28 protein-coding genes are annotated in these 17,479 nt (G+C 52.0%); 12 read left to right on the top strand and 16 right to left on the bottom strand.

Annotated features, from left to right (window positions below):
• The first annotated feature begins 75 nt into the window (after positions 1–75).
• Together RVM27_RS00455 and RVM27_RS00450 are read left to right on the top strand one after the other, a co-directional pair.
• A complete protein-coding gene (locus RVM27_RS00455; protein WP_498957131.1) occupies positions 76–1,017 on the top strand; it encodes a histone deacetylase family protein in 942 nt (313 codons plus the stop codon).
• 85 nt (positions 1,018–1,102) lie between these two features.
• Positions 1,103–1,735, top strand: coding sequence for a helix-turn-helix domain-containing protein (locus tag RVM27_RS00450; protein ID WP_039177909.1), 633 nt, complete (start codon positions 1,103–1,105; stop codon positions 1,733–1,735).
• A gap of 27 nt (positions 1,736–1,762) precedes the next feature.
• On the opposite strand, the gene RVM27_RS00445 is transcribed toward RVM27_RS00450, so the two are convergent.
• From RVM27_RS00445 to RVM27_RS00425, 5 genes are all read right to left on the bottom strand, one after another.
• Positions 1,763–2,113, bottom strand: coding sequence for a TusE/DsrC/DsvC family sulfur relay protein (locus tag RVM27_RS00445; RefSeq protein ID WP_096922980.1), 351 nt, complete (start codon positions 2,111–2,113; stop codon positions 1,763–1,765).
• 1 nt (position 2,114) lies between these two features.
• Complete coding sequence (gene tusB / locus RVM27_RS00440; RefSeq protein ID WP_498957130.1) at positions 2,115–2,396, bottom strand: DsrH/TusB family sulfur relay protein; 282 nt, start codon at positions 2,394–2,396, stop codon at positions 2,115–2,117.
• A 13-nt stretch (positions 2,397–2,409) separates the two neighbouring features.
• On the bottom strand, positions 2,410–2,772 hold the full coding sequence (gene tusC, locus RVM27_RS00435) for a sulfurtransferase complex subunit TusC (protein WP_081135660.1): 363 nt from the start codon (positions 2,770–2,772) through the stop codon (positions 2,410–2,412).
• 9 nt (positions 2,773–2,781) lie between these two features.
• Positions 2,782–3,171, bottom strand: coding sequence for a sulfurtransferase complex subunit TusD (gene tusD, locus RVM27_RS00430; protein WP_081193163.1), 390 nt, complete (start codon positions 3,169–3,171; stop codon positions 2,782–2,784).
• A 101-nt stretch (positions 3,172–3,272) separates the two neighbouring features.
• The gene (locus RVM27_RS00425) at positions 3,273–3,950 is read right to left on the bottom strand and encodes a Bax inhibitor-1/YccA family protein (RefSeq protein ID WP_039177898.1); all 678 of its coding nucleotides are present in this window, start codon (positions 3,948–3,950) and stop codon (positions 3,273–3,275) included.
• Between the two features lie 161 nt (positions 3,951–4,111).
• On the opposite strand from RVM27_RS00425, the gene RVM27_RS00420 reads away from it, so the two are divergent.
• A complete protein-coding gene (locus tag RVM27_RS00420) occupies positions 4,112–4,285 on the top strand; it encodes a hypothetical protein (protein WP_016913866.1) in 174 nt (57 codons plus the stop codon).
• A 41-nt stretch (positions 4,286–4,326) separates the two neighbouring features.
• Here RVM27_RS00420 and RVM27_RS00415 read toward each other — a convergent pair whose 3' ends face one another.
• The 3 genes from RVM27_RS00415 to RVM27_RS00405 all read right to left on the bottom strand — a co-directional run bounded on the left by RVM27_RS00415 (position 4,327) and on the right by RVM27_RS00405 (position 6,076).
• Positions 4,327–4,491 carry a hypothetical protein gene (locus RVM27_RS00415; protein ID WP_498957129.1) on the bottom strand — a complete coding sequence of 55 codons (165 nt, stop codon included), beginning with the start codon at positions 4,489–4,491 and terminating at the stop codon, positions 4,327–4,329.
• A 104-nt stretch (positions 4,492–4,595) separates the two neighbouring features.
• Positions 4,596–5,594 (bottom strand): aldo-keto reductase family protein, encoded by a 999-nt coding sequence (locus RVM27_RS00410; protein WP_498957128.1) that lies wholly within the window; start codon positions 5,592–5,594, stop codon positions 4,596–4,598.
• A gap of 29 nt (positions 5,595–5,623) precedes the next feature.
• Positions 5,624–6,076: an alpha/beta fold hydrolase family protein gene (locus RVM27_RS00405; protein WP_498957127.1), complete on the bottom strand. Its 453-nt coding sequence runs from the start codon at positions 6,074–6,076 to the stop codon at positions 5,624–5,626.
• Positions 6,077–6,299: 223 nt separating this feature from the next.
• Between RVM27_RS00405 and RVM27_RS00400 the strand changes: the two genes are divergently transcribed.
• Positions 6,300–6,494, top strand: coding sequence for a hypothetical protein (locus RVM27_RS00400; protein WP_287805269.1), 195 nt, complete (start codon positions 6,300–6,302; stop codon positions 6,492–6,494).
• 2 nt (positions 6,495–6,496) lie between these two features.
• Here RVM27_RS00400 and RVM27_RS00395 read toward each other — a convergent pair whose 3' ends face one another.
• Positions 6,497–6,679 (bottom strand): hypothetical protein, encoded by a 183-nt coding sequence (locus RVM27_RS00395; RefSeq protein WP_016913871.1) that lies wholly within the window; start codon positions 6,677–6,679, stop codon positions 6,497–6,499.
• 76 nt (positions 6,680–6,755) lie between these two features.
• Positions 6,756–7,475, bottom strand: a complete 720-nt coding sequence (locus tag RVM27_RS00390; RefSeq protein WP_287805266.1) for a DUF6694 family lipoprotein — start codon at positions 7,473–7,475, stop codon at positions 6,756–6,758.
• 214 nt (positions 7,476–7,689) lie between these two features.
• Between RVM27_RS00390 and RVM27_RS00385 the strand changes: the two genes are divergently transcribed.
• Positions 7,690–7,962 (top strand): type II toxin-antitoxin system Phd/YefM family antitoxin, encoded by a 273-nt coding sequence (locus RVM27_RS00385; protein ID WP_016913873.1) that lies wholly within the window; start codon positions 7,690–7,692, stop codon positions 7,960–7,962.
• A complete protein-coding gene (locus tag RVM27_RS00380) occupies positions 7,943–8,215 on the top strand; it encodes a Txe/YoeB family addiction module toxin (protein WP_016913874.1) in 273 nt (90 codons plus the stop codon). The genes RVM27_RS00385 and RVM27_RS00380 overlap by 20 nt, the downstream gene beginning before the upstream one ends.
• A 193-nt stretch (positions 8,216–8,408) precedes the next feature.
• Here the strand turns inward: RVM27_RS00380 and RVM27_RS00375 are convergent, their stop codons facing one another.
• The 3 genes from RVM27_RS00375 to RVM27_RS00365 are packed head-to-tail and all read right to left on the bottom strand — an operon-like array spanning position 8,409 to position 10,120.
• A complete protein-coding gene (locus tag RVM27_RS00375; RefSeq protein WP_498957126.1) occupies positions 8,409–8,645 on the bottom strand; it encodes an N-acetylmuramoyl-L-alanine amidase in 237 nt (78 codons plus the stop codon).
• A gap of 47 nt (positions 8,646–8,692) precedes the next feature.
• The gene (locus RVM27_RS00370) at positions 8,693–9,367 is read right to left on the bottom strand and encodes a hypothetical protein (RefSeq protein ID WP_498957125.1); all 675 of its coding nucleotides are present in this window, start codon (positions 9,365–9,367) and stop codon (positions 8,693–8,695) included.
• A gap of 9 nt (positions 9,368–9,376) precedes the next feature.
• Entirely contained in the window at positions 9,377–10,120 is a 744-nt protein-coding gene (locus RVM27_RS00365) for a hypothetical protein (RefSeq protein WP_498957124.1), read from the bottom strand.
• A 420-nt stretch (positions 10,121–10,540) separates the two neighbouring features.
• Between RVM27_RS00365 and RVM27_RS00360 the strand changes: the two genes are divergently transcribed.
• The 6 genes from RVM27_RS00360 to RVM27_RS00335 all read left to right on the top strand — a co-directional run bounded on the left by RVM27_RS00360 (position 10,541) and on the right by RVM27_RS00335 (position 15,219).
• On the top strand, positions 10,541–10,642 hold the full coding sequence (locus RVM27_RS00360; RefSeq protein WP_498957123.1) for a tyrosine-type recombinase/integrase: 102 nt from the start codon (positions 10,541–10,543) through the stop codon (positions 10,640–10,642).
• Between the two features lie 324 nt (positions 10,643–10,966).
• On the top strand, positions 10,967–12,475 hold the full coding sequence (locus RVM27_RS00355) for a tyrosine-type recombinase/integrase (RefSeq protein ID WP_498957122.1): 1,509 nt from the start codon (positions 10,967–10,969) through the stop codon (positions 12,473–12,475).
• Between the two features lie 137 nt (positions 12,476–12,612).
• Entirely contained in the window at positions 12,613–12,978 is a 366-nt protein-coding gene (locus tag RVM27_RS00350) for a hypothetical protein (protein WP_498957121.1), read from the top strand.
• A gap of 1 nt (position 12,979) precedes the next feature.
• Positions 12,980–13,324 carry a hypothetical protein gene (locus RVM27_RS00345; RefSeq protein WP_498957120.1) on the top strand — a complete coding sequence of 115 codons (345 nt, stop codon included), beginning with the start codon at positions 12,980–12,982 and terminating at the stop codon, positions 13,322–13,324.
• A 181-nt stretch (positions 13,325–13,505) separates the two neighbouring features.
• Positions 13,506–13,880 (top strand): plasmid mobilization protein, encoded by a 375-nt coding sequence (locus RVM27_RS00340; RefSeq protein ID WP_423622038.1) that lies wholly within the window; start codon positions 13,506–13,508, stop codon positions 13,878–13,880.
• Complete coding sequence (locus tag RVM27_RS00335) at positions 13,870–15,219, top strand: relaxase family protein (RefSeq protein ID WP_498957119.1); 1,350 nt, start codon at positions 13,870–13,872, stop codon at positions 15,217–15,219. Before RVM27_RS00340 ends, RVM27_RS00335 begins: the two co-directional genes overlap by 11 nt.
• 9 nt (positions 15,220–15,228) lie before the next feature.
• On the opposite strand, the gene RVM27_RS00330 is transcribed toward RVM27_RS00335, so the two are convergent.
• The 3 genes from RVM27_RS00330 to RVM27_RS00320 form a co-directional block, all read right to left on the bottom strand.
• Positions 15,229–15,408: a hypothetical protein gene (locus RVM27_RS00330; RefSeq protein WP_498957118.1), complete on the bottom strand. Its 180-nt coding sequence runs from the start codon at positions 15,406–15,408 to the stop codon at positions 15,229–15,231.
• Positions 15,409–15,416: 8 nt separating this feature from the next.
• Complete coding sequence (locus RVM27_RS00325) at positions 15,417–15,977, bottom strand: hypothetical protein (RefSeq protein WP_498957117.1); 561 nt, start codon at positions 15,975–15,977, stop codon at positions 15,417–15,419.
• A 118-nt stretch (positions 15,978–16,095) separates the two neighbouring features.
• Complete coding sequence (locus RVM27_RS00320) at positions 16,096–17,457, bottom strand: IS1380 family transposase (RefSeq protein ID WP_498956793.1); 1,362 nt, start codon at positions 17,455–17,457, stop codon at positions 16,096–16,098.
• Positions 17,458–17,479: the final 22 nt, after the last annotated feature.

The following is a 17,479-nucleotide window of genomic DNA, read 5'->3' as shown; positions in this document are numbered from 1 at the left end:
GTGTACGACTTATTGACACTGTCGCGCAAGCCCCCGGGGCGATTAAGGTGGCTTTACCGTCACCGGAGCACTTGCATGATTACCGCCTACCTTACCCACCCCCATTGCGTATTGCACCACATGGGGCCGGAACATCCCGAAAGCCCTGAGCGATTGGAAGCCATTCGTGCACGCCTGTCGTTGAGCGGATTGCTGCAACAAACCATGCAGGGGGATGCCAAGGAAGCGGATGATGAAGCACTTGCGCGGGTGCACCCCCTGCGCCACCTGAAAGCGCTGGAAAAGTGCGTGCCCAATGAAGGTATCGTGACGCTGGACAGCGATACCATGATGAACCCGGAGAGCCTGAAAGCGGCCAGAGTGGCGGCCGGAGCGGTGATTCGTGGTGTCGATCAGGTTTACAAACGGCAGGCAGACAACGTGTTTTGTGCGGTCCGCCCCCCTGGGCACCATGCGGAAGCTGCCGACGCCATGGGCTTCTGCTTCTACAACAACGTGGCGGTGGGCGCTGCCCATGCCCGCGCAAAATATGGCGCTCGGCGTATCGCCATACTCGATTTCGATGTCCATCAGTGCAACGGCACCATCGATATTTTCAAGAATGACCCCGATGTGCTGGTCTGTACCAGCTTCCAGTACCCCTTCTATCCATGGCGTTACCTGCGTAGCGAGTGGCAGAACGTGGTCAACACCCCGCTGGAGGCCGGTACCAACAGCGCGGCGTTTCGCAGCGCCATCGAACGTCAGTGGCTACCGGCGCTGCATGCGTTCAAACCAGACCTGGTGATGCTCTCGGCGGGGTTCGATGCTCACCGCGAGGACCCCATGGGCGACCTATGCCTGGAGGACGAGGACTTTTACTGGGTGACGCACCTGGCCATGGAGATAGCGGCCCTGTATGCCGACAACCGAGTGGTGTCCGTGCTGGAAGGCGGCTATAACCTGACTTCATTGGCCAGTAGCAGTGAAGCACATCTCAAGGCCCTGTTGGGGTTACCTTTCACCGATACGCCCTAGGGCGCCACCGCGCCCCTTTTGCCTGTGGTACCATGCGGCTTTCGTTGACGTTCTCTCTCATTGACGCTCTCACTACGTGACCTTTATGACCGCGACTTCCGAAGAGCATGCCGCGCTGCGCATTGCCTCAGGGCGAAAACCTTTTGTCGAACCGCTGCGCCTGGGTGAGCGGTTGAAGCAGATTCGTCTGGCCAACCAGTGGACCCTGGAAGATGTGAGCCAACGTACCGGCATTGCCCGTTCGACGCTGTCCAAGATCGAAAATGATCAGGTTTCGCCTACGTTCGGGGTGGTTCAGAAGCTGATCAGCGGTTTGAATATCGACCTGCCGCAGCTGTTTACGCCGCCCAAGCGTGAGCGTTACACCATGGGGCGTCGCGATCTTACTCGCAAAGGCAAAGGGCAGCTGCACCCCACCCCCACCTACGAACACGAGCTACTGGGGCATCAGTTGGCTCAAAAGCGCATGATCCCGTTCAAGACCATCGTGCGCGCCCGCAGCTTTGACGAATATCATCAGTGGGTGCGTCACGACGGCGAAGAGTTTTTGATGGTATTGCACGGCGATATCATGCTGTACACCGAGTTTTATGCCCCGTTGGTACTGGCAGAGGGTGACAGCATCTATTTCGATAGCGACATGGGCCACGCGCTGGTGTCGACCAGCCAGGACGATGCCGTGGTGCTCTCGGTCTGTACGCGTGGAGATCTGGTATAGCGCCTGCCATGGTCAGCAGGCGCATGCTCATAGGCAGTTGGTGGGCTTGGGCAAGCCGGCAATCCGCGCAATACGTTTCGGCGGGCTGCCAGGAAAGAGCGTCATCAGATAGATCGAGCGCCCTTTTTCTGCCCCCAGCGCCTGCGTGGTGGCCTTGACCAACGGTCGCATGGCAGGTGCCATCTCGTAACGAGCGTAGAAGTCTCGTACCACGTGAATGATTTCCCAGTGTTCCGCTGTCAACGACATGCCTTCGTCGTTAGCCAGCCACTCCGCTACTTCTTCTGACCACTGTCCTTGCTCTACCAGATAGCCCTCAGGGTCGAGTTGGATTGTTTTAGCCGAATCAAGATAACGGTATAAATCTTCATTACTCATATCAATACCAGGTCAAGATCTGCAGGTGCTGCTCGGTCAAGCTGACAAACATTGGCATATCCGCCAACGGCTTGTCAGATACATATCCACTCAACCCGCGGGCTACCACATCGTCATGCAGCGCCAGCACCTCCACGCCTTCCATGCACCAGCCCTGCCAGGCATCGTGCAGCACGGCCTGAACGGCGTCTTCGATGAGCAGTACCGTGTCACCCGGGGAAACGACCGCCAGCATCTGGTGTGCGGCGCTGTGCTCAGGTGGTTTGTTGACTATATGCAGCATCGTATGTCGCCCATTAAAAGGTGAGTACCTGTTCATGACGTGCCAACAGCGCAGGCAGCTCCGCTGCTGGCAAGCACTTGACCCCTTCCCGCAGGTGATCGGGCGTCAGGCTCAGCTCGTCCAGCGCTTCTTGGGGCACCCACAGATCGTTGATGTCGTACATTTCCAGCATGTTCATCGTCGGCAGCGTCGCTTTCTGGCCCGGCGCACCAGCCCCCTGCTCCTTGAGCAGCGCAAACACCCCCTGCCCCATGAACAGCAGACCCACCTCTTCACCAAATGCCGCCGCCACAAGGGCCACATCCAGCCCTTCACGCAAGGCGTTGGACGCATGGGGCCCATGACGAATGATCACCAGACGTTGAGAAGTGCTCATCAATGGCTCCTAGGCAAAGGTGATCAGGCGATCACACTGCTGCTGTAACGTTAAAAGCTGGCCAAGCCCGGTCAGCGAGAACGGAGCCTCCAGGTTGGCCACGCTCTTGCCATGGCGTTTCGCCTCGGACTCATCGAGCAACCCCCGACGCAAGGCCGCAGCCACGCATACATCGAGCATCACGCCGTGGGTCTGGTGAAGGTCTATCCACGCCTCGCGCAGGTTGAGCTCATCCTGAGGCGGCGTCATCAACGACGACGCATTATGAACGCCGTCGCGGTAGAAGAACACACCGGCAACCCGATGACCACTCGCAATGACCTGATGGGCAAAGCGCAGCGCTGAATGAGGAGCGGCACTTGAATACGGAGCGCCCATCACTAACAGGCCATACTGCATGGCTCACCTCTCGTTTTAGCGAAGCCAAAAAAACAGACCCTACTGGGTAGGGTCTGTTGGTACTTGCATGATGCTCTCATTCAGTGAGCATCCCTGCTACATCAATCGTTGCTCATGATGCCCAGAATGGACAGCAGGCTGATGAACAGGTTGTAGATCGATACGTAGAGAGTGACGGTCGCCAGAATGTAGTTGGTCTCGCCAGCCCGGTGAACGATCTCACTGGTTTGGTACAGGATTGCCGCCGAAGCGAACAGCACAAAGCCAGCGGACACCATCAAGGAAAGCGCCGGAATGTTGAAGATCAGCCCGGCGACCATGGCCAGCACCAGCACGATCGCGCCAGCCAGCAGGAAGTTGCCCAGGAAGCTGAAGTCTTTCTTGGTCGTCAGCGCAACGGCCGACAGACCAATGAACGTCAGCCCCGTCATGGCCAGCGCGTTCATGATCAGCGCGCCACCGTTGGGCAGTGTCAGATAGGCCGAAATGATGGGGCCCAGCGTAAAGCCCATGAAACCGGTGAACGCGAAGGTTGCCAGCAGGCCCGCGGCTGAATTGGCAGTCTTGTGCACCAGGAACATCAGGCCGTAGGCGCCGATGAAGAACACGAAAATGTTCAGCTGCTGAATGCCCATGGCCACAGACACCCCTGCCATGACGGCAGAGAACAGTAGCGTCATTGCCAGCAGCGCGTAGGTGTTTCGCAGAACCTTGTTGGCACTGGCACCACTGACCGTGGTGGTCTGTGCTCTTGCCAGGTTGGAATCGTTAAAAGCCATTATCAGTGCTCCCTATATGGTCATACTCACAACGGACAAGAATGCCGTCCTCAGGTTCCAGACGCAAGTTTTTGTCTTTAAACGCAACGAGTGTCTTGCGCTGTCGCCTCGAGTGGCGATTCCACTATGCTGATATTTTCCAACGTACATTGGACACGACAATGCGCCACAAGATCCCAGTTATCATCTCTTCCGTGGGTTGTTTCGCCTTGGCGGCCACACGCTATGAGGTCGATGGTGTGGCCTTCAGCGTATTCGGCAGCGACCGCTATCACGAACGCGCCGACCAGCAGTCCTGGGCCACGTTTCAACAGTGGCTGGCAGAGATGCTTTAATCAGCACCCAAAAAACGACGGCCAACGAACAACCCTGACCCTTACACGGACGATTCGCTATCGCCCTCTTCGTTCCGATGCGGTGTCACCACGGTAGAAGCAGACTGGCGGGCATCCTGAGCGCTGTAGAGACGCGCATCGATCACGTTCAGTACCGCCAACTGGGCAAACAGTGCAGCGAAGCAGATAACCAGACCTTTCAACATGGCGGTATTCCTTAGGGGGCTAACAGCCTGTTAGCATAATTTGGATGTTAGCCAAATGCTGAAAGAATGCAACGGCACCGAAAAAACAAAATGCCCCAGGCGCGTCAGAACTCTTCGGTATCGATATCCGCCTGCTGTGCATCGCTGTAACGGCTGCCTGCTACCGTCTCTGAGCCCATCATCTGGCGGAGGCTGACCAATACATCCGCATCGAGGCGAAGGTTCTCTGCCGCCAGGTTCTCACGCATGTGCTGGGTAGAACAGCTGCCCGGTATCGGTACGACGTTCTCCCCCTGTGCACAGACCCAGGCCAGCGCCAACTGGGCAGGCGTCCACCCTTGGCGTGCGGCCAGCGCCTTGAAATCAGCCAGTGCTTGTACATTCTGCACCAGGTTATCGCCCGTGAAGCGTGGCATGTTGGCCCGCATGTCGCCCTGAGGGAACGTCGTATGCGTGTCCATCGTTCCCGTCAGGAAGCCTCTGCCCAGGGGGCTGAAGGCTACCAACGTCACTCCAAGCGCTTCACAGGCCTGCTTGAGGGCAATTTCGGGGTTGCGGGTCCACAGCGAATACTCGGACTGAACGGCCGCAATGGGATACTCGGCATGAGCCCTGCGTAACGTCGCTGCTGAAATCTCCGATAGCCCCACCGCGCCCAGCTTGCCCTCCTCTACCAGGCGCCCCAGCGCGCCCACGCTCTCTTCGATCGGCACCTGACGGTCAAGGCGATGCAAATAGTAGATATCGAGATGATCGGTTTTCAGACGCGCCAAGCTCTCTTCACACTGTCTGCGCAAGGTAGCGGGACGACCGTCGATCACCCGTTGGCCGCGCTCCATGTCCATGGCCATTCCGCCTTTACTGGCCAGCAGCAGCGCGTGACGTTTGTTGGCCAGGGCGCTCCCCAGCAGCCGCTCGTTGGCCGTACCGCCATACAGCGTGGCGGTATCGAAATGGCGATATCCCATCTCGAAGGCTTCTTCCAGGGCACGGATGGCCTCGGCGTCCGATACGCGTTGGCCATACCCATGGGACAGGTTCATGCAGCCCAGGCCAATGAGGGGTGACCCGACCTCGTTCAACCGCTTCAGAAATGCAGACATGAATAACCTCGACTTGCCTATTCAAGTGATCAGGACACGGCGCCGTGTACGGCTATTTGTGCAGCGAGCCAGTGTGGCACGCGGTGTTCGAGATAATAGCGTGGCCGCCATGGCGTGCCTTCGATAAATCCCACATGGCCCCCCTGTGCATGCAGCTCTAGCGTGACGCAAGACGCCCACTCACCGCTCGGCGGCACGCTATGAGGATAAACGAAAGGGTCATCCGACGAATGAATCACCAGCGTGGGTCTTGCGATGCGGCCAATGAAGTAAGCACTGCTACAACGCCGATAATACTCGGCCGCACTGGCAAACCCATGCAAAGGCGCCGTCACGCGACCATCGAAGTCCCAGAAGGTGCGCATTCCCTCCAGACTTTGCAAAGCGCTCAAACGCGCCAACTCTTCCGTGCGGCCCTGGGCTTCGAACGCGTGACTGTTGCCCTTCAGGCCCATACCCATCCAGGTCGATGAAATCCCCATCCTGCAGGGTCAGGCGTTCACGGTGGCGCGACAGGGCCGCACGGCGACGTAACAGCGGGCTATAAACAGTTTGAAGATGGCCATTGACCAGCCAGCGGGACGGCTGAAACACAGGCAGGGCTCCTGTTACACGCTCAAGTGGCCGATAAGCTTAACAAACTTTCGGCAACCGCTGCCGATATGCGCTAGGGTTAACGTACCCATCAAGACCAAGGAGAGGATAATGGAACGTTTTGCCGTCTACCGTGCAGTAAAAGAAGGTGCCGAAATCGACGACCAGCCCGAGTGGTGGGTGGTCGACACGAGGGATGAAAACGAACGCGACGGCAAGCTGGTTCGCCACCGGGGCGCCACCAAGCCCGAGGCCGACGATGTGGCCAATACCCTCAACGAGCAAACACACGACGAGCAGCCATAAGGCTACTCGTCAACATCGACCTTGCGCAGGTCTTCCACGGCCACGCCTTCCGGCAAATCGTCGGGCTGAGCAGCCAGCCACACGGGCGACAGGTCACTATCCTCTCGCCCATCGTCATGACGATGCCCCGGTATTCGATAGACCACCCGCTCTCGGCGATGATCCCAGGCAAACACTTTATCCATGGTGCGCTCCTGCGCAAGTGATACCTCGATCAAAACCCGCCTTGGCGGGTTTTGATGCGTCATGTCAGGCGCTTTCTCAAGGCCTTTCCCACAGCATGTCACCGGTGGGGCCATCCAGGCGCAGAACCTCGATACTCAGCTGCGCATCGTCGCTGATCGACGGATTCCCCCATGCTCCGGTGCTATCCGGGGCCAGGCTCCACTCCAGCGTTTCACCGGGCTCGATGCCCCCGGAAATGGTATAGAAGAAGGTTTCATCCACCCAAGGCGTCGACCGCCCCGGGCTTTGCAGTACGCCTCGAAAATGGGCCTGAGCCACCGGTTCGCCCGTGTTGTTGGTCACTCGCAATTCGATCACCGGCGTGCTGCCAGCCCCCCCTTCATCGCTTAACCGATACTCGGCACTTTCCACCACGAACCGGCTCAGCATTTCTTGAGCAATGGGCTCTTCCAGCTCATGGCCTTCCTTGTCTTTCTCGGGCAAGTCCCCTGCCAGGGCCAGCACTTGCGGCCCACTCAACCCGTGCAAGCTGCGCCGGGCCTCGGTCGCGAGGGCTTCCAGCTCGTCATCACGCAGCTCACTGAGCTGAACGATGGTCAACCCCTGCTGGGAACGGCGCATCAGCAGCGTATTCACGGCCTCGTCGAAGCGTTCAGCCTCGCTGTCATCCAGTGAAGCACGAATTTCATCGAGGGACCGGTCAAAGTATCGTGGGTTGGAAGCATCGATGGTCGGGTCTGCAAAAGTAACGCCCGCCATGGCCATCGTCATCGCTACCGCTAATATCCGTTTCATAGAGTCACCATCCTGTTGGTTGATATAACAACATAAGCTATCTGGTGGCGCTTTGGAAATAGCACTTCGTGGGCGTAGAGCGCTCCAACACCGCAATGATCTCGGTGATGAGTCAGGGTTGAGAGGATAGCTTCGTTGGGTGGGTTTTGGGCTTGGTCTTGTTAGAACCATTGGCCTATAATCGTACGGAAAACCCGTACACCAAGAGGTGGCTATGGATACCATCAGTGTCAACAAATTCAGAGATAATCTGAAAAGCGTCGTAGAGCAAGTGGTGAGCAGGCATGAGCCTCTCAAGGTAACGCGACGAGCCGGAGAAGCCTTTATTGTGATGAGCGCCGACGACTGGGAACAGGAACAGGAAACGCTTCACGTTCTCCAAAGCAAACATCTCATGCAGCAGATTGCCGACTCCCTTGAGACCCACACACGTGGCAAAGGCTATCAACCGACTGTCGAGCAGATGAATGAGATCACTGGTCTTTGAGGGCAACACCTGGGAAGCGTATGAGGCCATGCGCGAAAAGGACAAACGATTACACAAGGCCTTGTGCAAACTACTCAAGGAGATGCTGCGATCTGAGGATCCGTCTTCCGGCTTTGGCAAGCCTGAACCACTGAAACACAACCTCGCTGGGCTATGGTCTAAGCGCATATCGCAAAAGGATCGTTTGATCTATCGGTTCGACGAACGGTCCATTTATATTTTCGCTATTGGTGGTCACTACGATCAGTTTTGATGCCTGGCTTATGGGCCCCACGTCTTCGTCCAGCCCAGAAAGTGCAACCCAAAGGCAAGAGCGGCAAGGCAGACTGAAAGCTGAACCAGATCCGCAAGCTGTATGGCGTGGAAAAGCTGGCGAAGGCCCTGCACTATAGCGGTCGCTGTGTGGTCGGGCTCTCTGGGCTACGTGTTCTATCGGCAGGAGTTCATCACGGAAGGCGTATGGCGCTTGTCACCGGATGGTAAGCTGGCGTGCGTCCATCTTGAACGACGCCACCCACAATGCAGGTGCCAATGTTGCCAACATTGTGTCCACCAACATGAGCGCCCGTCACATGCTCTGGGTGCCCAGTCTCGACAATGCCGTCGCGCTTGATGATGTAGTGATAGCCAATATCGCGGAATCCGAGCTCAAGATGCCAGCGGCGGATTTCAGCCGCATCCACGCCCTGGCTTGCCCGTGTTGCCGAGCAATGGTGGGGCTTTACATTTGTTAGAGCTTTAGACAGGCGATTAACTCCTCTCTAAGCTCTTTTAATCTAGAAATAACGTCAAGCGCTGACTTTTGAATTGTCAAGCATTCCTCTTCAAAAGGCTTACTGCCTAACGAGCTTGCTTGAGATTTAATCCTAAAAAGAAGCACATGCAAAACATTTGCATTATAGAAAAGACTTTTACCATCATAAACCTTAAGCAAAACCTTGAGGCGATGCACTTCTTCAAGGTTGATACTTTGACCAAGCTTTCTAAGCTTATCTACTTTGCCTGGCTTCCAGCCTTCTGAAACTGCCACCATCGAGACCACGTGCGATAAAGGACCTGCCTGGCTCTCGATATCGAATACCAGCGCCAGAGCTTCCTCGAGTTTTTGCCGCTTGATTGCAGCATTCTGAGCCTTGAAGGTGTTCTTGTATGCTGACCTCCCACCATACAAGGCGCCCAAGAATGCCCCCAGCAGCGTAAAGAGGCCTGCTGCAATTAGGGCACTCCAATCAGTAGAAGTAGACTCCACCACAATCTGAACCGTCTTTGGCAAATACTCTGGCAGCAACGGCGGCACGCGCAGGGCCTCATAGCAAAACGCCCCGGCAATGCCGAGGCGTAAATGGGATAATGTATATATACTAGCTACTTCAGGCACAGCGATCAAGAACTCAGCACCATTCAATGTTCTGCCTCATTCATAACCCTGTTCAACATCGAACGTTGCGGGCATACCGACCTCTTTAAGCAGCATCCGACCGAGCTGAGAAATTTCCACACGATGAGAAAAGTCACCTGCCCTTGGATCAAAATCAGGTAGCTGACCTCTCTTAACGGTACCGTAATTTTTTCTCAATAGGCCCATGCGGAGCAGATGATTCGGACCGCTCTCATAGAGATGTTCCTGTTCAATATCCTCCATGCTTGAATTAATGTGAGTCGGATGAGGCCGCCTTACATCAGCGAAAGGATCATCATGACAGTGACCATACGCGCGACCGTGGGCATTGAGCAGTATCATCTCATCCTCGTCCAATTCGCCCAATATGGTTAACAAGCGCTTCCTGCGTACCAGATCAGCATCATCAAGCGAAAGGCCTCTAGCAACCGCCTCAACAATCATTTCAATACGTTCATTTGAAGTGGCTCTGGCTGCTTGATACCCCCCCTCCTCAATGAGATCAACCTTTTCCGGATCACGCAAAAGCGCTTCCTGAACGTCGGCCTCAAGTTGTTCAACTCTACTAGAAAGCGCACGAAGGTATTTGGCGATGCGGTCGGCTCGTTGCCCAGGAATAACATTGCCAATTACCTCAGCTAAAGGGCCTCCAACCAGTGGAATTAAACCTGCAGCCCCTTTTCCTAAAGAAACAAGCTTATCAATTAACTGGTCATCAAGAGTTTCTTGGTTTGTCTGAGACTCAGAATATTTCTTCATGCAAAAAATCTCCTTTGGGGCTCTGCTTTATTAAACCGCCCTAGGCACCAACTCTGCCACAGGAGCAGGCGCAAACACACTCCCAGCGATCCAGCGTATCAAGCAGCCGTCCCACACGCCCTTCCAGCAAGTGCGTCCGCTGGCGGCCCAGCGCCTGACGTCCAGCACCTCCCCATGCTCAAGCTTAATCTACGACGCTATGCGCCGAGGGGTGTGCAGAAACCTAAGGGGCATTACACAGGAGATAAAGGCCAACGATCTGGTCCGTGGCAAGCAAGGTCCTACCCTTTTCTGCAAGCGGGACGGCATGCCCTACAACAATGACAAGTTTCATAGCCGCTGGCAGTACGGAATGCGAATGAGCAAGGGTTCAAAAGTGCGTGCAGCACTGCCTGGGTCACGAACTTCCGCATCCACGACTTGAGGCACACGTGCGCCAGCTGGATGATCAGCGAAGGCGCGCCCCTCATGTACGTCAAAGAAGTGCTCGGGCACTCCACCGTGAAGATGACCAAGAAATAGGCGCACTTGGCGCCGCATCGGTCACGCGATGCAGTAAACCAGCTGGGCAAACGTATAAAAGGAGGCTCCCCGCCCGAGGTGGCTCAGGATTTACAGACACAATCAGGACACAGTGAAAGACCGGTGCATTTTATAGAGGGCTTACCAGGGAGGAAGCGCAGGGCTTAAAACGAAAAAAGCCCCTGACGAATCAGGAGCTTTTTCAAATAAGTGGCGGAGGGACAGGGACTATCCGATTCGTCGCTTAACCCGTTGAAATAATTGATATACGGTGGTTTTCTGCTATTTTGGGACAAATCCTTGGGACAAATTGGCGGGAACCACATGGCAGACAACCTGATTTTGAAGGGCTCGACTTGGCACGTTCGTTTAGAGATACCCGTGGACGTTCGCCATGCCTTTGGCAATCGTCGGAAGCTTACGAAATCATTGAAGACAGGAAACAAAGCGGAAGCACACATCAGAAAGCTACCTGTGCTGACAGAGTGGAAGGCACGGGTTCGCCAAGCAAGGCGAGGTGTTGAACATGACGATTTTGAGAATGAGTTGCATATTCATCACCAGGGAGGGCTGGGGCTCAAGAAAGTATATCAAGATATACTGATGAACCACGTTTATGGTTCTTCCGAGTTTACAAAAAAAATCGTCATAAGCAACAATCAACTATACAAAAAACACCTAGCCTATATTTTCGAGAATGATGCGGATGGACTGAAAAAATGGAACGATAAACTGGACGATATAGAGAACCGCTTTCCTGACGACACAAGAGCAAGTGCCGAGCTTGTGCTTGAGTTTCAGCAAATCAGCCAAGACATTGGCAACCTCATCAACCACTGGGGCTTTAAAGATAGGGGCTTCAGTGAGAAACAGGCTGACGAGTTAATTAACACGATAAAAAACCCAGAAGATTTTAAGCCAAAATCCCCCTTCACATCTCAACGGCTTGAAGCCTTCGCTAAGCACCAAGTGGAAATCAAAGGCTTGGCTCAAAAAACCGTTGACACTTTCACATCAAAACTGAAAGTGCTTAAAAATTACCTTGAAAGCGAAGGGCTTGAATTATCATTTGAAAGCTACCAGCAGTTTTTAGATAGCTTGAAGGTAAGCACAAAAACAAAGAAAAACCACATACATGCTGGCTCAAGCTTTCACAAATGGGCAAGCAAGTATGACTCGGACTATAAAAGCAGATATGACACAAGAGACAATCCCTTCCTTGGCCACGAGTTGCCTAATGACAAGAAGAAAGGCAAGAAAAAGGAAGAGAAGCGACTAGCTTTCAAGGCGGAAGAAGTTAAAAAGCTGTATGAGTTCGCTATATCGAAGCGAAAACATCAAGTCGCTTATGCTATCAAAATAGCGGGTTTAACGGGCTGTCGTATCGAAGAAGTATGTAGACTCAAGAAAAGCCATATTGTCGCTGAAAACGGCATTCAGAGCTTATATGTCGAGGAAGGCAAGACAGATGCGAGCATTAGAAAAATTCCGATTCATTCAAGCTTGAAACCGCTTGTTGAGCAGTTGTTGAAGAATGCCGACTCCGATGGCTATTTAATACATACATCGGGTGGGAATAAGTATGGCATCCGGTCGGACTCAATTAGCAAAGCATTTGGACGAATCAAACGAGAACTTGGCTTTGATGCTCGCTATGTATTTCACAGCATCAGAAAAACTGTCATCACGTCATTACAACACAATGATGTCAAGCCGTTAGTTATAGCATCAATCGTTGGGCATGAGACTGGAACAGTGACATTCGACATATACAGCGAGGGTGCTAGTGCAATACAGAAATACAATGCCATAAATAGCCTGCCAGCAATATGATTCACCTAAAGCCATGCCTTGGGTTAGATTAAAGCTGGAACTATCGTTACTTATAACCTAAAAACTATATTTCAATTTTAGGATATTACTGCTAAAATCTCTAAACAAGCCACAAGGAGAACATAATGAGACTAATAATGTTTATTGCACTGTTTTCAGTTAGCATTTTTTCAGGAAAGGCACAGGCCATAGAGCTCAACATTTCTTCATTTGAAGAAATGGATCGCCTCGTATCAGCAGAAAGCTCAACTCGCGAATACTTGTGGTGTGCTGTAGCTTCTAGCAAAATCGACATGATGGATATGCATAATTTATTTATGCGGAAAGTGGCTAGAGAGACTGAAAATCAGACTGCACTACTGATGGCTTACACCTACATGATGGGTTTCTTTGAGAGTGAAGTGCTAAACATTGAGCCAGAAGTTAATGAGGGCGAAGTAATAGGAATGCTATACAGCAATCATTGCATGAAGCATATACTCCCAAGCCGTGAAGGTGATTAAAATGCTAGTTTGGATAACCGAAACATTCGGCATGTTTTTTCAAGGTGCTAACTACTTACTTACGGCATTACTAAGAATAGCAATGGTGGTTGCTACAGTTGGCATATTAGCTGGTATTATATTCTCAATATTTAAACATCCGAAAAAGCACTTGAAAACAATTTCTGGAATTATCATTTTAGTAGGCGGTGGCTTTGGGGGGAATATTACTGCCTCTCATATCTTACCTGATGTCAATTGGGTTGTAGCCATATTTGTTTATGTGCTGATCTGGATTATAGCATACAAGCTTTCCAAGCCATTCTTTGTAGAAAAAGAAGAATCAGACCCCTCATCCAATAGCTGACAAAACTCAATCCAGCCTTAATATTAGACTTATGTTATAATGTAACTATTGAAAGGTGATTTTAAGCCAGCATATTGTTCCGGGCCCTTCGGTCCCTACACAAGCTGGTGAGGGGGCAAGCCCCCTTCAATCCCCCTTTGCTGATGACAACACGGAGATCCAAAATTATAAGGAGATAAAAATGGATATTGAGAAGCAAAATGAAAACAAAAACAGAACCACAATCGTAAAAGTTAGGGTCAACGATAGCGAGTTAAATAAGCTCCGTGAGCTTTCCGAAATGTATGGAAAGCCTATGGCTGGCATACTGCGAGAATCGACCCTAGGGGCTTCTAAAAAGCTATCTAAGGGCAATGGTCGATTCAAGGCAAACCAACCCCTTGTCAGAGCCATTAACAGGGTAGGAAACAATTTAAATCAGATTTCAAAAACAGTTAACACTGTCGCCAAGTCTGATGATTTTTTAGATGTGATGGCCGTTCATAGTGAAGTTAAAAAAATAAGAAAAGCAACCGAAGCCCTGATGCCTGGAAAGGAGGTGGACGATGTTAGTTAGTTTCCGTGGCACCAGCCGAAAACCACCTAAAAACCCCCTTAGAGCCGCGAAAGGTGCCACTGGCTACCTGCTTGGCAATAAAGACCATAAAGGGCAGGAGCGAGCTTTTAAGCCCGTTCTACTCAGTGGTTCACCGGAAGCCTTCGAACAGATCGTTGGATATGGCAATCAAGCAGGAAAATACACCAGCGGGGGGCTTTACTTTGAAGAAACAAGATCCGAACTAATAAGCAAGTTTGGCAGTGAAAGAGCAGTCAATGAAAAACTCCAAGAGATAATGGATGGTTTTGAAGAAACTCTTTTCCCAGGTCTCGACAAGGACCAGTATTGCGGGGTTTGGATACTTCACGAAGATAAAGAAAATATTGAATTAAACTTCTTATTCGCTAAGGAAGAACTACGAAGCGGGAAAGGATTAACACCTTATTTTCACAAGGCCGACTATTCAAGAGTTAATGCTTGGAAAGATATTGTTAATTTTGAGAATGGACTTTCAGACCCCAGCTCACCTGACAAAAAAAGGGATTTTATCCCAGAGTTTTTTAATGAGTATAAACCCATTGATTTTAACAGCAATGAAGCAAAAAGAAGAGATTTCAAAAAAGATTTAACGGAAGAAATAGAGATAATGGCTTCAAACGAGCAGTTTAGTGATAGAAATGACTTGGTTAAATATTTAGAAGAACAAAAAGGGCTGGAAGTTTCAAGACAAACCAAAACGGCTATATCAGTTATAAATCCGCTTACAAATAAGCCCGCAAGATTAAAAGGTGCTCTTTTTGAAGAAGAGGCAGATTATAAGAAGTTTTCAAATGATGATTATAGACAAGAGCTAATGGAAAAATACGAAAGTGAAAGGTATGAAAAAATTAAAGAACAAAAAGAAAAATATAAAGATCATATGGAGTATAAAAAAGAAAAGCTAACAAATAAATATAATAAGGAGATTGAAAATGGACCAATTTATGAAGGAAGCGATTTCAAACTTTATGGAAGAACAAAAGAAGAAGATGGAATCAATAGAGAAGAAGATGGAATCAACAGAGAAAGAAAACCAGTTGTTGAAAGAAAAGATGGAAGCCATAGAAGAGAAACAAGAGTGGGCCAGGAAGAAGAGAAAGAGAATATTCAATACAATGAGGAAAATTATCGAAGATCAAGAGAGGCTAGAAAAAAATATTTCAATAGACTTTGCGGAGAAGACGGAATCATTAGAAAAATTGTTGACGAGGTTAATAACAGAATAGCCAACAGATTAACCGCGAAAATGGAAAAGTTCCATAGGCAACCAAAAGCTAAGAAGAAAAGCCTAAAAAACGACCGGGGCTTTTCAATGTGAAAGGGGGCATTACTCGCCCCCTATATTAAGCATTTCTTCTTTCAATAACTCATTTTTACTTTCAAGAATGGCTTGCTTGTTATAATACACGAAGCCATCCCCTTCCACCTTTAACACAATACCGCCCTCAACAACCCTGGCGGTATCGCTTGGTTTTTCACTGAATAAATCGCAGAGCATATTTTCCATATCGCCCCCTATGCTGCTTTAAGCTTTGTTTCGAAGGGAATCCCTCTAAACTCTTCTTTAAGCTCTTTCATTAGCTTGTAGTGAGCTCCAGCTTTCCCCCTCCATAAAATAAATGGCGACACCCAGACTTTCTCTAGAGCATGTCCTGACTTCGAGAAGCTGATTAAATTAAGCTCCTTCAATTTTTTGAAAGCTCTTGATACTTCTGCATTGTCTAAACACAACTCATCTGCTATTGCCTTTTGTGTCTTTTTTACTTTATCCATATCAACTTTGTTGTCGTAGTCAATATGCTCGATGAAGTAATAAAGAACAGCATTGTCTGTATTGTTCAGCAACTTCCCTTTCAAGCTCTTTATTTCTTTTTCAATACTCGCAAGAGTGTTTGTATTCGAAACCATTTTTTTGTCTTCTCTGAGCTGTTTTATTCTTCTTCTGATTGCTGTTTCATATTTTCCTGAATCCGTGAAGCCGGCGCCGACACTTTCCCTATCACCGCCAGCGAGCACTTTTTGATCATTCGCCCCGTGCAAGTTGGCTTTCGCAAGCCCGTTATTGCCAAAACCCACCGTGCTGATCGGTGCTGACGGCCCGTTTTGTCATGCCTTTCCACCCGCCAGGCACGACATATCTGGCGATCGCGTGTCGCTTGGAACTGCTTGTGGATAGAGTGTCGCCGATTGACGGTCAGCATGGCGTTCCTCGTGGATAACGCACTCGGCTCCGCAGCGTCTTGAGCACCGTCATGCGCCCGATATCCTGCCCGAAGTCGAGGATGATCTGCCGTGCCTTGTGAATCACGAGAGCCGCACGGTGCACCAGCTCTTGTAGCACGGTGCGCAGCCGGCGCCGCTTGGCCGGGTGGCGAACCGGGCTCAGCTCGCCGGTCATGCCCAGCTGTCCCATCAGGCGCAGGATGTTGTAGGCCAACTGGGCGAGATGCAGGATCAGATCGTTGGTGGCGAACTTGCCGGACGGCAAGCGCTCCAGGTCGAGATCGGTCTTGATCTCGCTGTGAAACTGCTCATGGGTGGCATGCGCCTGGTAGCGTTTGATCACCGCCTCCGGCGCCTCGTCCAGGCTGGTCCACCAGCCTTCCAACTCATAGTCCGGTTCGAGCAGCAACTGGCCATCGCGATCGGCGGTGCGCTCTACCAGGCGCATCACGCGTTGGACGACGTATTCGGTCTTGTTGTCGTCGTGGATCGAGACGGTCTGCGACCACAGCGCCTGGCGCTTGCCAGGACGCAGCTCTTCCCAGTAGTCCGCCGCCACCGCCAGCCAGGTATCTCGATCAGCCGTGGCCGAGCCACGCGGGTTCCATTTGACGACATAGTCGAGCCGGCGCCCCTCGTCGGCAAAGACCTGGCGTTGCTGTTCGAGAAGCGCCAGGTGCGCCTGGCTGTCGAAGCCGCTGTCCTCGCGTAACAGGATCGGTTGCTTGGTCAAGCATTGGGCGCGAGGCAGTACCCGCTCCAGGAAGGCGTTGCTCTCCTTCATGGTGTGCTGCTTGCCAGGCCGCAGTTCCAGACCCAGGCACCACCCTTCGTTGCCCAGATAGGCGGCGATCGGGGTGTAGCCATCGACCTTCTGGTAGGTCCGCGAGACGCCTTCCTTCTTCGAGTTGCTGTTGTCCATGACGAAGGTGTCGATGTCCAGGCAGACGTGCGTCGTCTCGGCGGTGATCGGTGCTTCGATCAGTGACAGCAGGGTCGTGGACCAGGTGGCGGTGCGCGCCTGCAGGTCGTTGGCGGCAAGTTTTTCCAGCCGCTGTCGCAGTGTCGCCGCGCTCGGCACCTTCTGCAGGGTCAGCAGTTGTTGGAAGGGCTTGTCGCGGCGGAAGTTCTCGACAGCGTCATAGTCGCTCATGCCCAGACACAGCAGGCCCAGGTAGCTCTTGATCACGTCACTGGTGCGCATGCCCAGCGTGGTGGGGAAGCGGCTGTCGATGCTGTCGACGCCAGCGATCTCGAAGCATTGCCCGATGATGGACAGCCCGGCGTGGCTGGTGAGGGTGCGGCAACTGGCGCGGAACTTTATGTTGGGCATGGCACTGTCTGGGTGAATGGCG

It is taken from the genome of Halomonas sp. KM007 (genome assembly GCF_050709225.1).
GTDB classification, from domain to species: Bacteria; Pseudomonadota; Gammaproteobacteria; order Pseudomonadales; family Halomonadaceae; genus Vreelandella; species Vreelandella hamiltonii.
The sequence above is the reverse complement of the archived record's forward strand: the minus strand, read 5'-3'. Positions and strand labels throughout refer to the sequence as shown.

Bases quoted from the DNA above. Each gene is read 5' to 3' on its own strand.
- RVM27_RS00390 (WP_287805266.1), bottom strand. From the start codon at position 7,475: ATGAAACGGATATTAGCGGTAGCGATGACGATGGCCATGGCGGGCGTT.
- RVM27_RS00385 (WP_016913873.1), top strand. From the start codon at position 7,690: ATGGATACCATCAGTGTCAACAAATTCAGAGATAATCTGAAAAGCGTC.
- RVM27_RS00355 (WP_498957122.1), top strand. From the start codon at position 10,967: ATGGCAGACAACCTGATTTTGAAGGGCTCGACTTGGCACGTTCGTTTA.
- RVM27_RS00395 (WP_016913871.1), bottom strand. From the start codon at position 6,679: ATGGATAAAGTGTTTGCCTGGGATCATCGCCGAGAGCGGGTGGTCTAT.
- RVM27_RS00450 (WP_039177909.1), top strand. From the start codon at position 1,103: ATGACCGCGACTTCCGAAGAGCATGCCGCGCTGCGCATTGCCTCAGGG.
- RVM27_RS00365 (WP_498957124.1), bottom strand. From the start codon at position 10,120: ATGAAGAAATATTCTGAGTCTCAGACAAACCAAGAAACTCTTGATGAC.
- RVM27_RS00320 (WP_498956793.1), bottom strand. From the start codon at position 17,457: ATGCCCAACATAAAGTTCCGCGCCAGTTGCCGCACCCTCACCAGCCAC.
- tusD (WP_081193163.1), bottom strand. From the start codon at position 3,171: ATGCAGTATGGCCTGTTAGTGATGGGCGCTCCGTATTCAAGTGCCGCT.
- RVM27_RS00335 (WP_498957119.1), top strand. From the start codon at position 13,870: ATGTTAGTTAGTTTCCGTGGCACCAGCCGAAAACCACCTAAAAACCCC.
- RVM27_RS00420 (WP_016913866.1), top strand. From the start codon at position 4,112: ATGCGCCACAAGATCCCAGTTATCATCTCTTCCGTGGGTTGTTTCGCC.
- RVM27_RS00425 (WP_039177898.1), bottom strand. From the start codon at position 3,950: ATGGCTTTTAACGATTCCAACCTGGCAAGAGCACAGACCACCACGGTC.
- RVM27_RS00405 (WP_498957127.1), bottom strand. From the start codon at position 6,076: ATGGGGATTTCATCGACCTGGATGGGTATGGGCCTGAAGGGCAACAGT.
- RVM27_RS00455 (WP_498957131.1), top strand. From the start codon at position 76: ATGATTACCGCCTACCTTACCCACCCCCATTGCGTATTGCACCACATG.
- RVM27_RS00415 (WP_498957129.1), bottom strand. From the start codon at position 4,491: ATGTTGAAAGGTCTGGTTATCTGCTTCGCTGCACTGTTTGCCCAGTTG.
- RVM27_RS00380 (WP_016913874.1), top strand. From the start codon at position 7,943: ATGAGATCACTGGTCTTTGAGGGCAACACCTGGGAAGCGTATGAGGCC.
- RVM27_RS00345 (WP_498957120.1), top strand. From the start codon at position 12,980: ATGCTAGTTTGGATAACCGAAACATTCGGCATGTTTTTTCAAGGTGCT.
- RVM27_RS00445 (WP_096922980.1), bottom strand. From the start codon at position 2,113: ATGAGTAATGAAGATTTATACCGTTATCTTGATTCGGCTAAAACAATC.
- tusB (WP_498957130.1), bottom strand. From the start codon at position 2,396: ATGCTGCATATAGTCAACAAACCACCTGAGCACAGCGCCGCACACCAG.
- RVM27_RS00400 (WP_287805269.1), top strand. From the start codon at position 6,300: ATGGAACGTTTTGCCGTCTACCGTGCAGTAAAAGAAGGTGCCGAAATC.
- tusC (WP_081135660.1), bottom strand. From the start codon at position 2,772: ATGAGCACTTCTCAACGTCTGGTGATCATTCGTCATGGGCCCCATGCG.
- RVM27_RS00330 (WP_498957118.1), bottom strand. From the start codon at position 15,408: ATGGAAAATATGCTCTGCGATTTATTCAGTGAAAAACCAAGCGATACC.
- RVM27_RS00340 (WP_423622038.1), top strand. From the start codon at position 13,506: ATGGATATTGAGAAGCAAAATGAAAACAAAAACAGAACCACAATCGTA.
- RVM27_RS00350 (WP_498957121.1), top strand. From the start codon at position 12,613: ATGTTTATTGCACTGTTTTCAGTTAGCATTTTTTCAGGAAAGGCACAG.
- RVM27_RS00410 (WP_498957128.1), bottom strand. From the start codon at position 5,594: ATGTCTGCATTTCTGAAGCGGTTGAACGAGGTCGGGTCACCCCTCATT.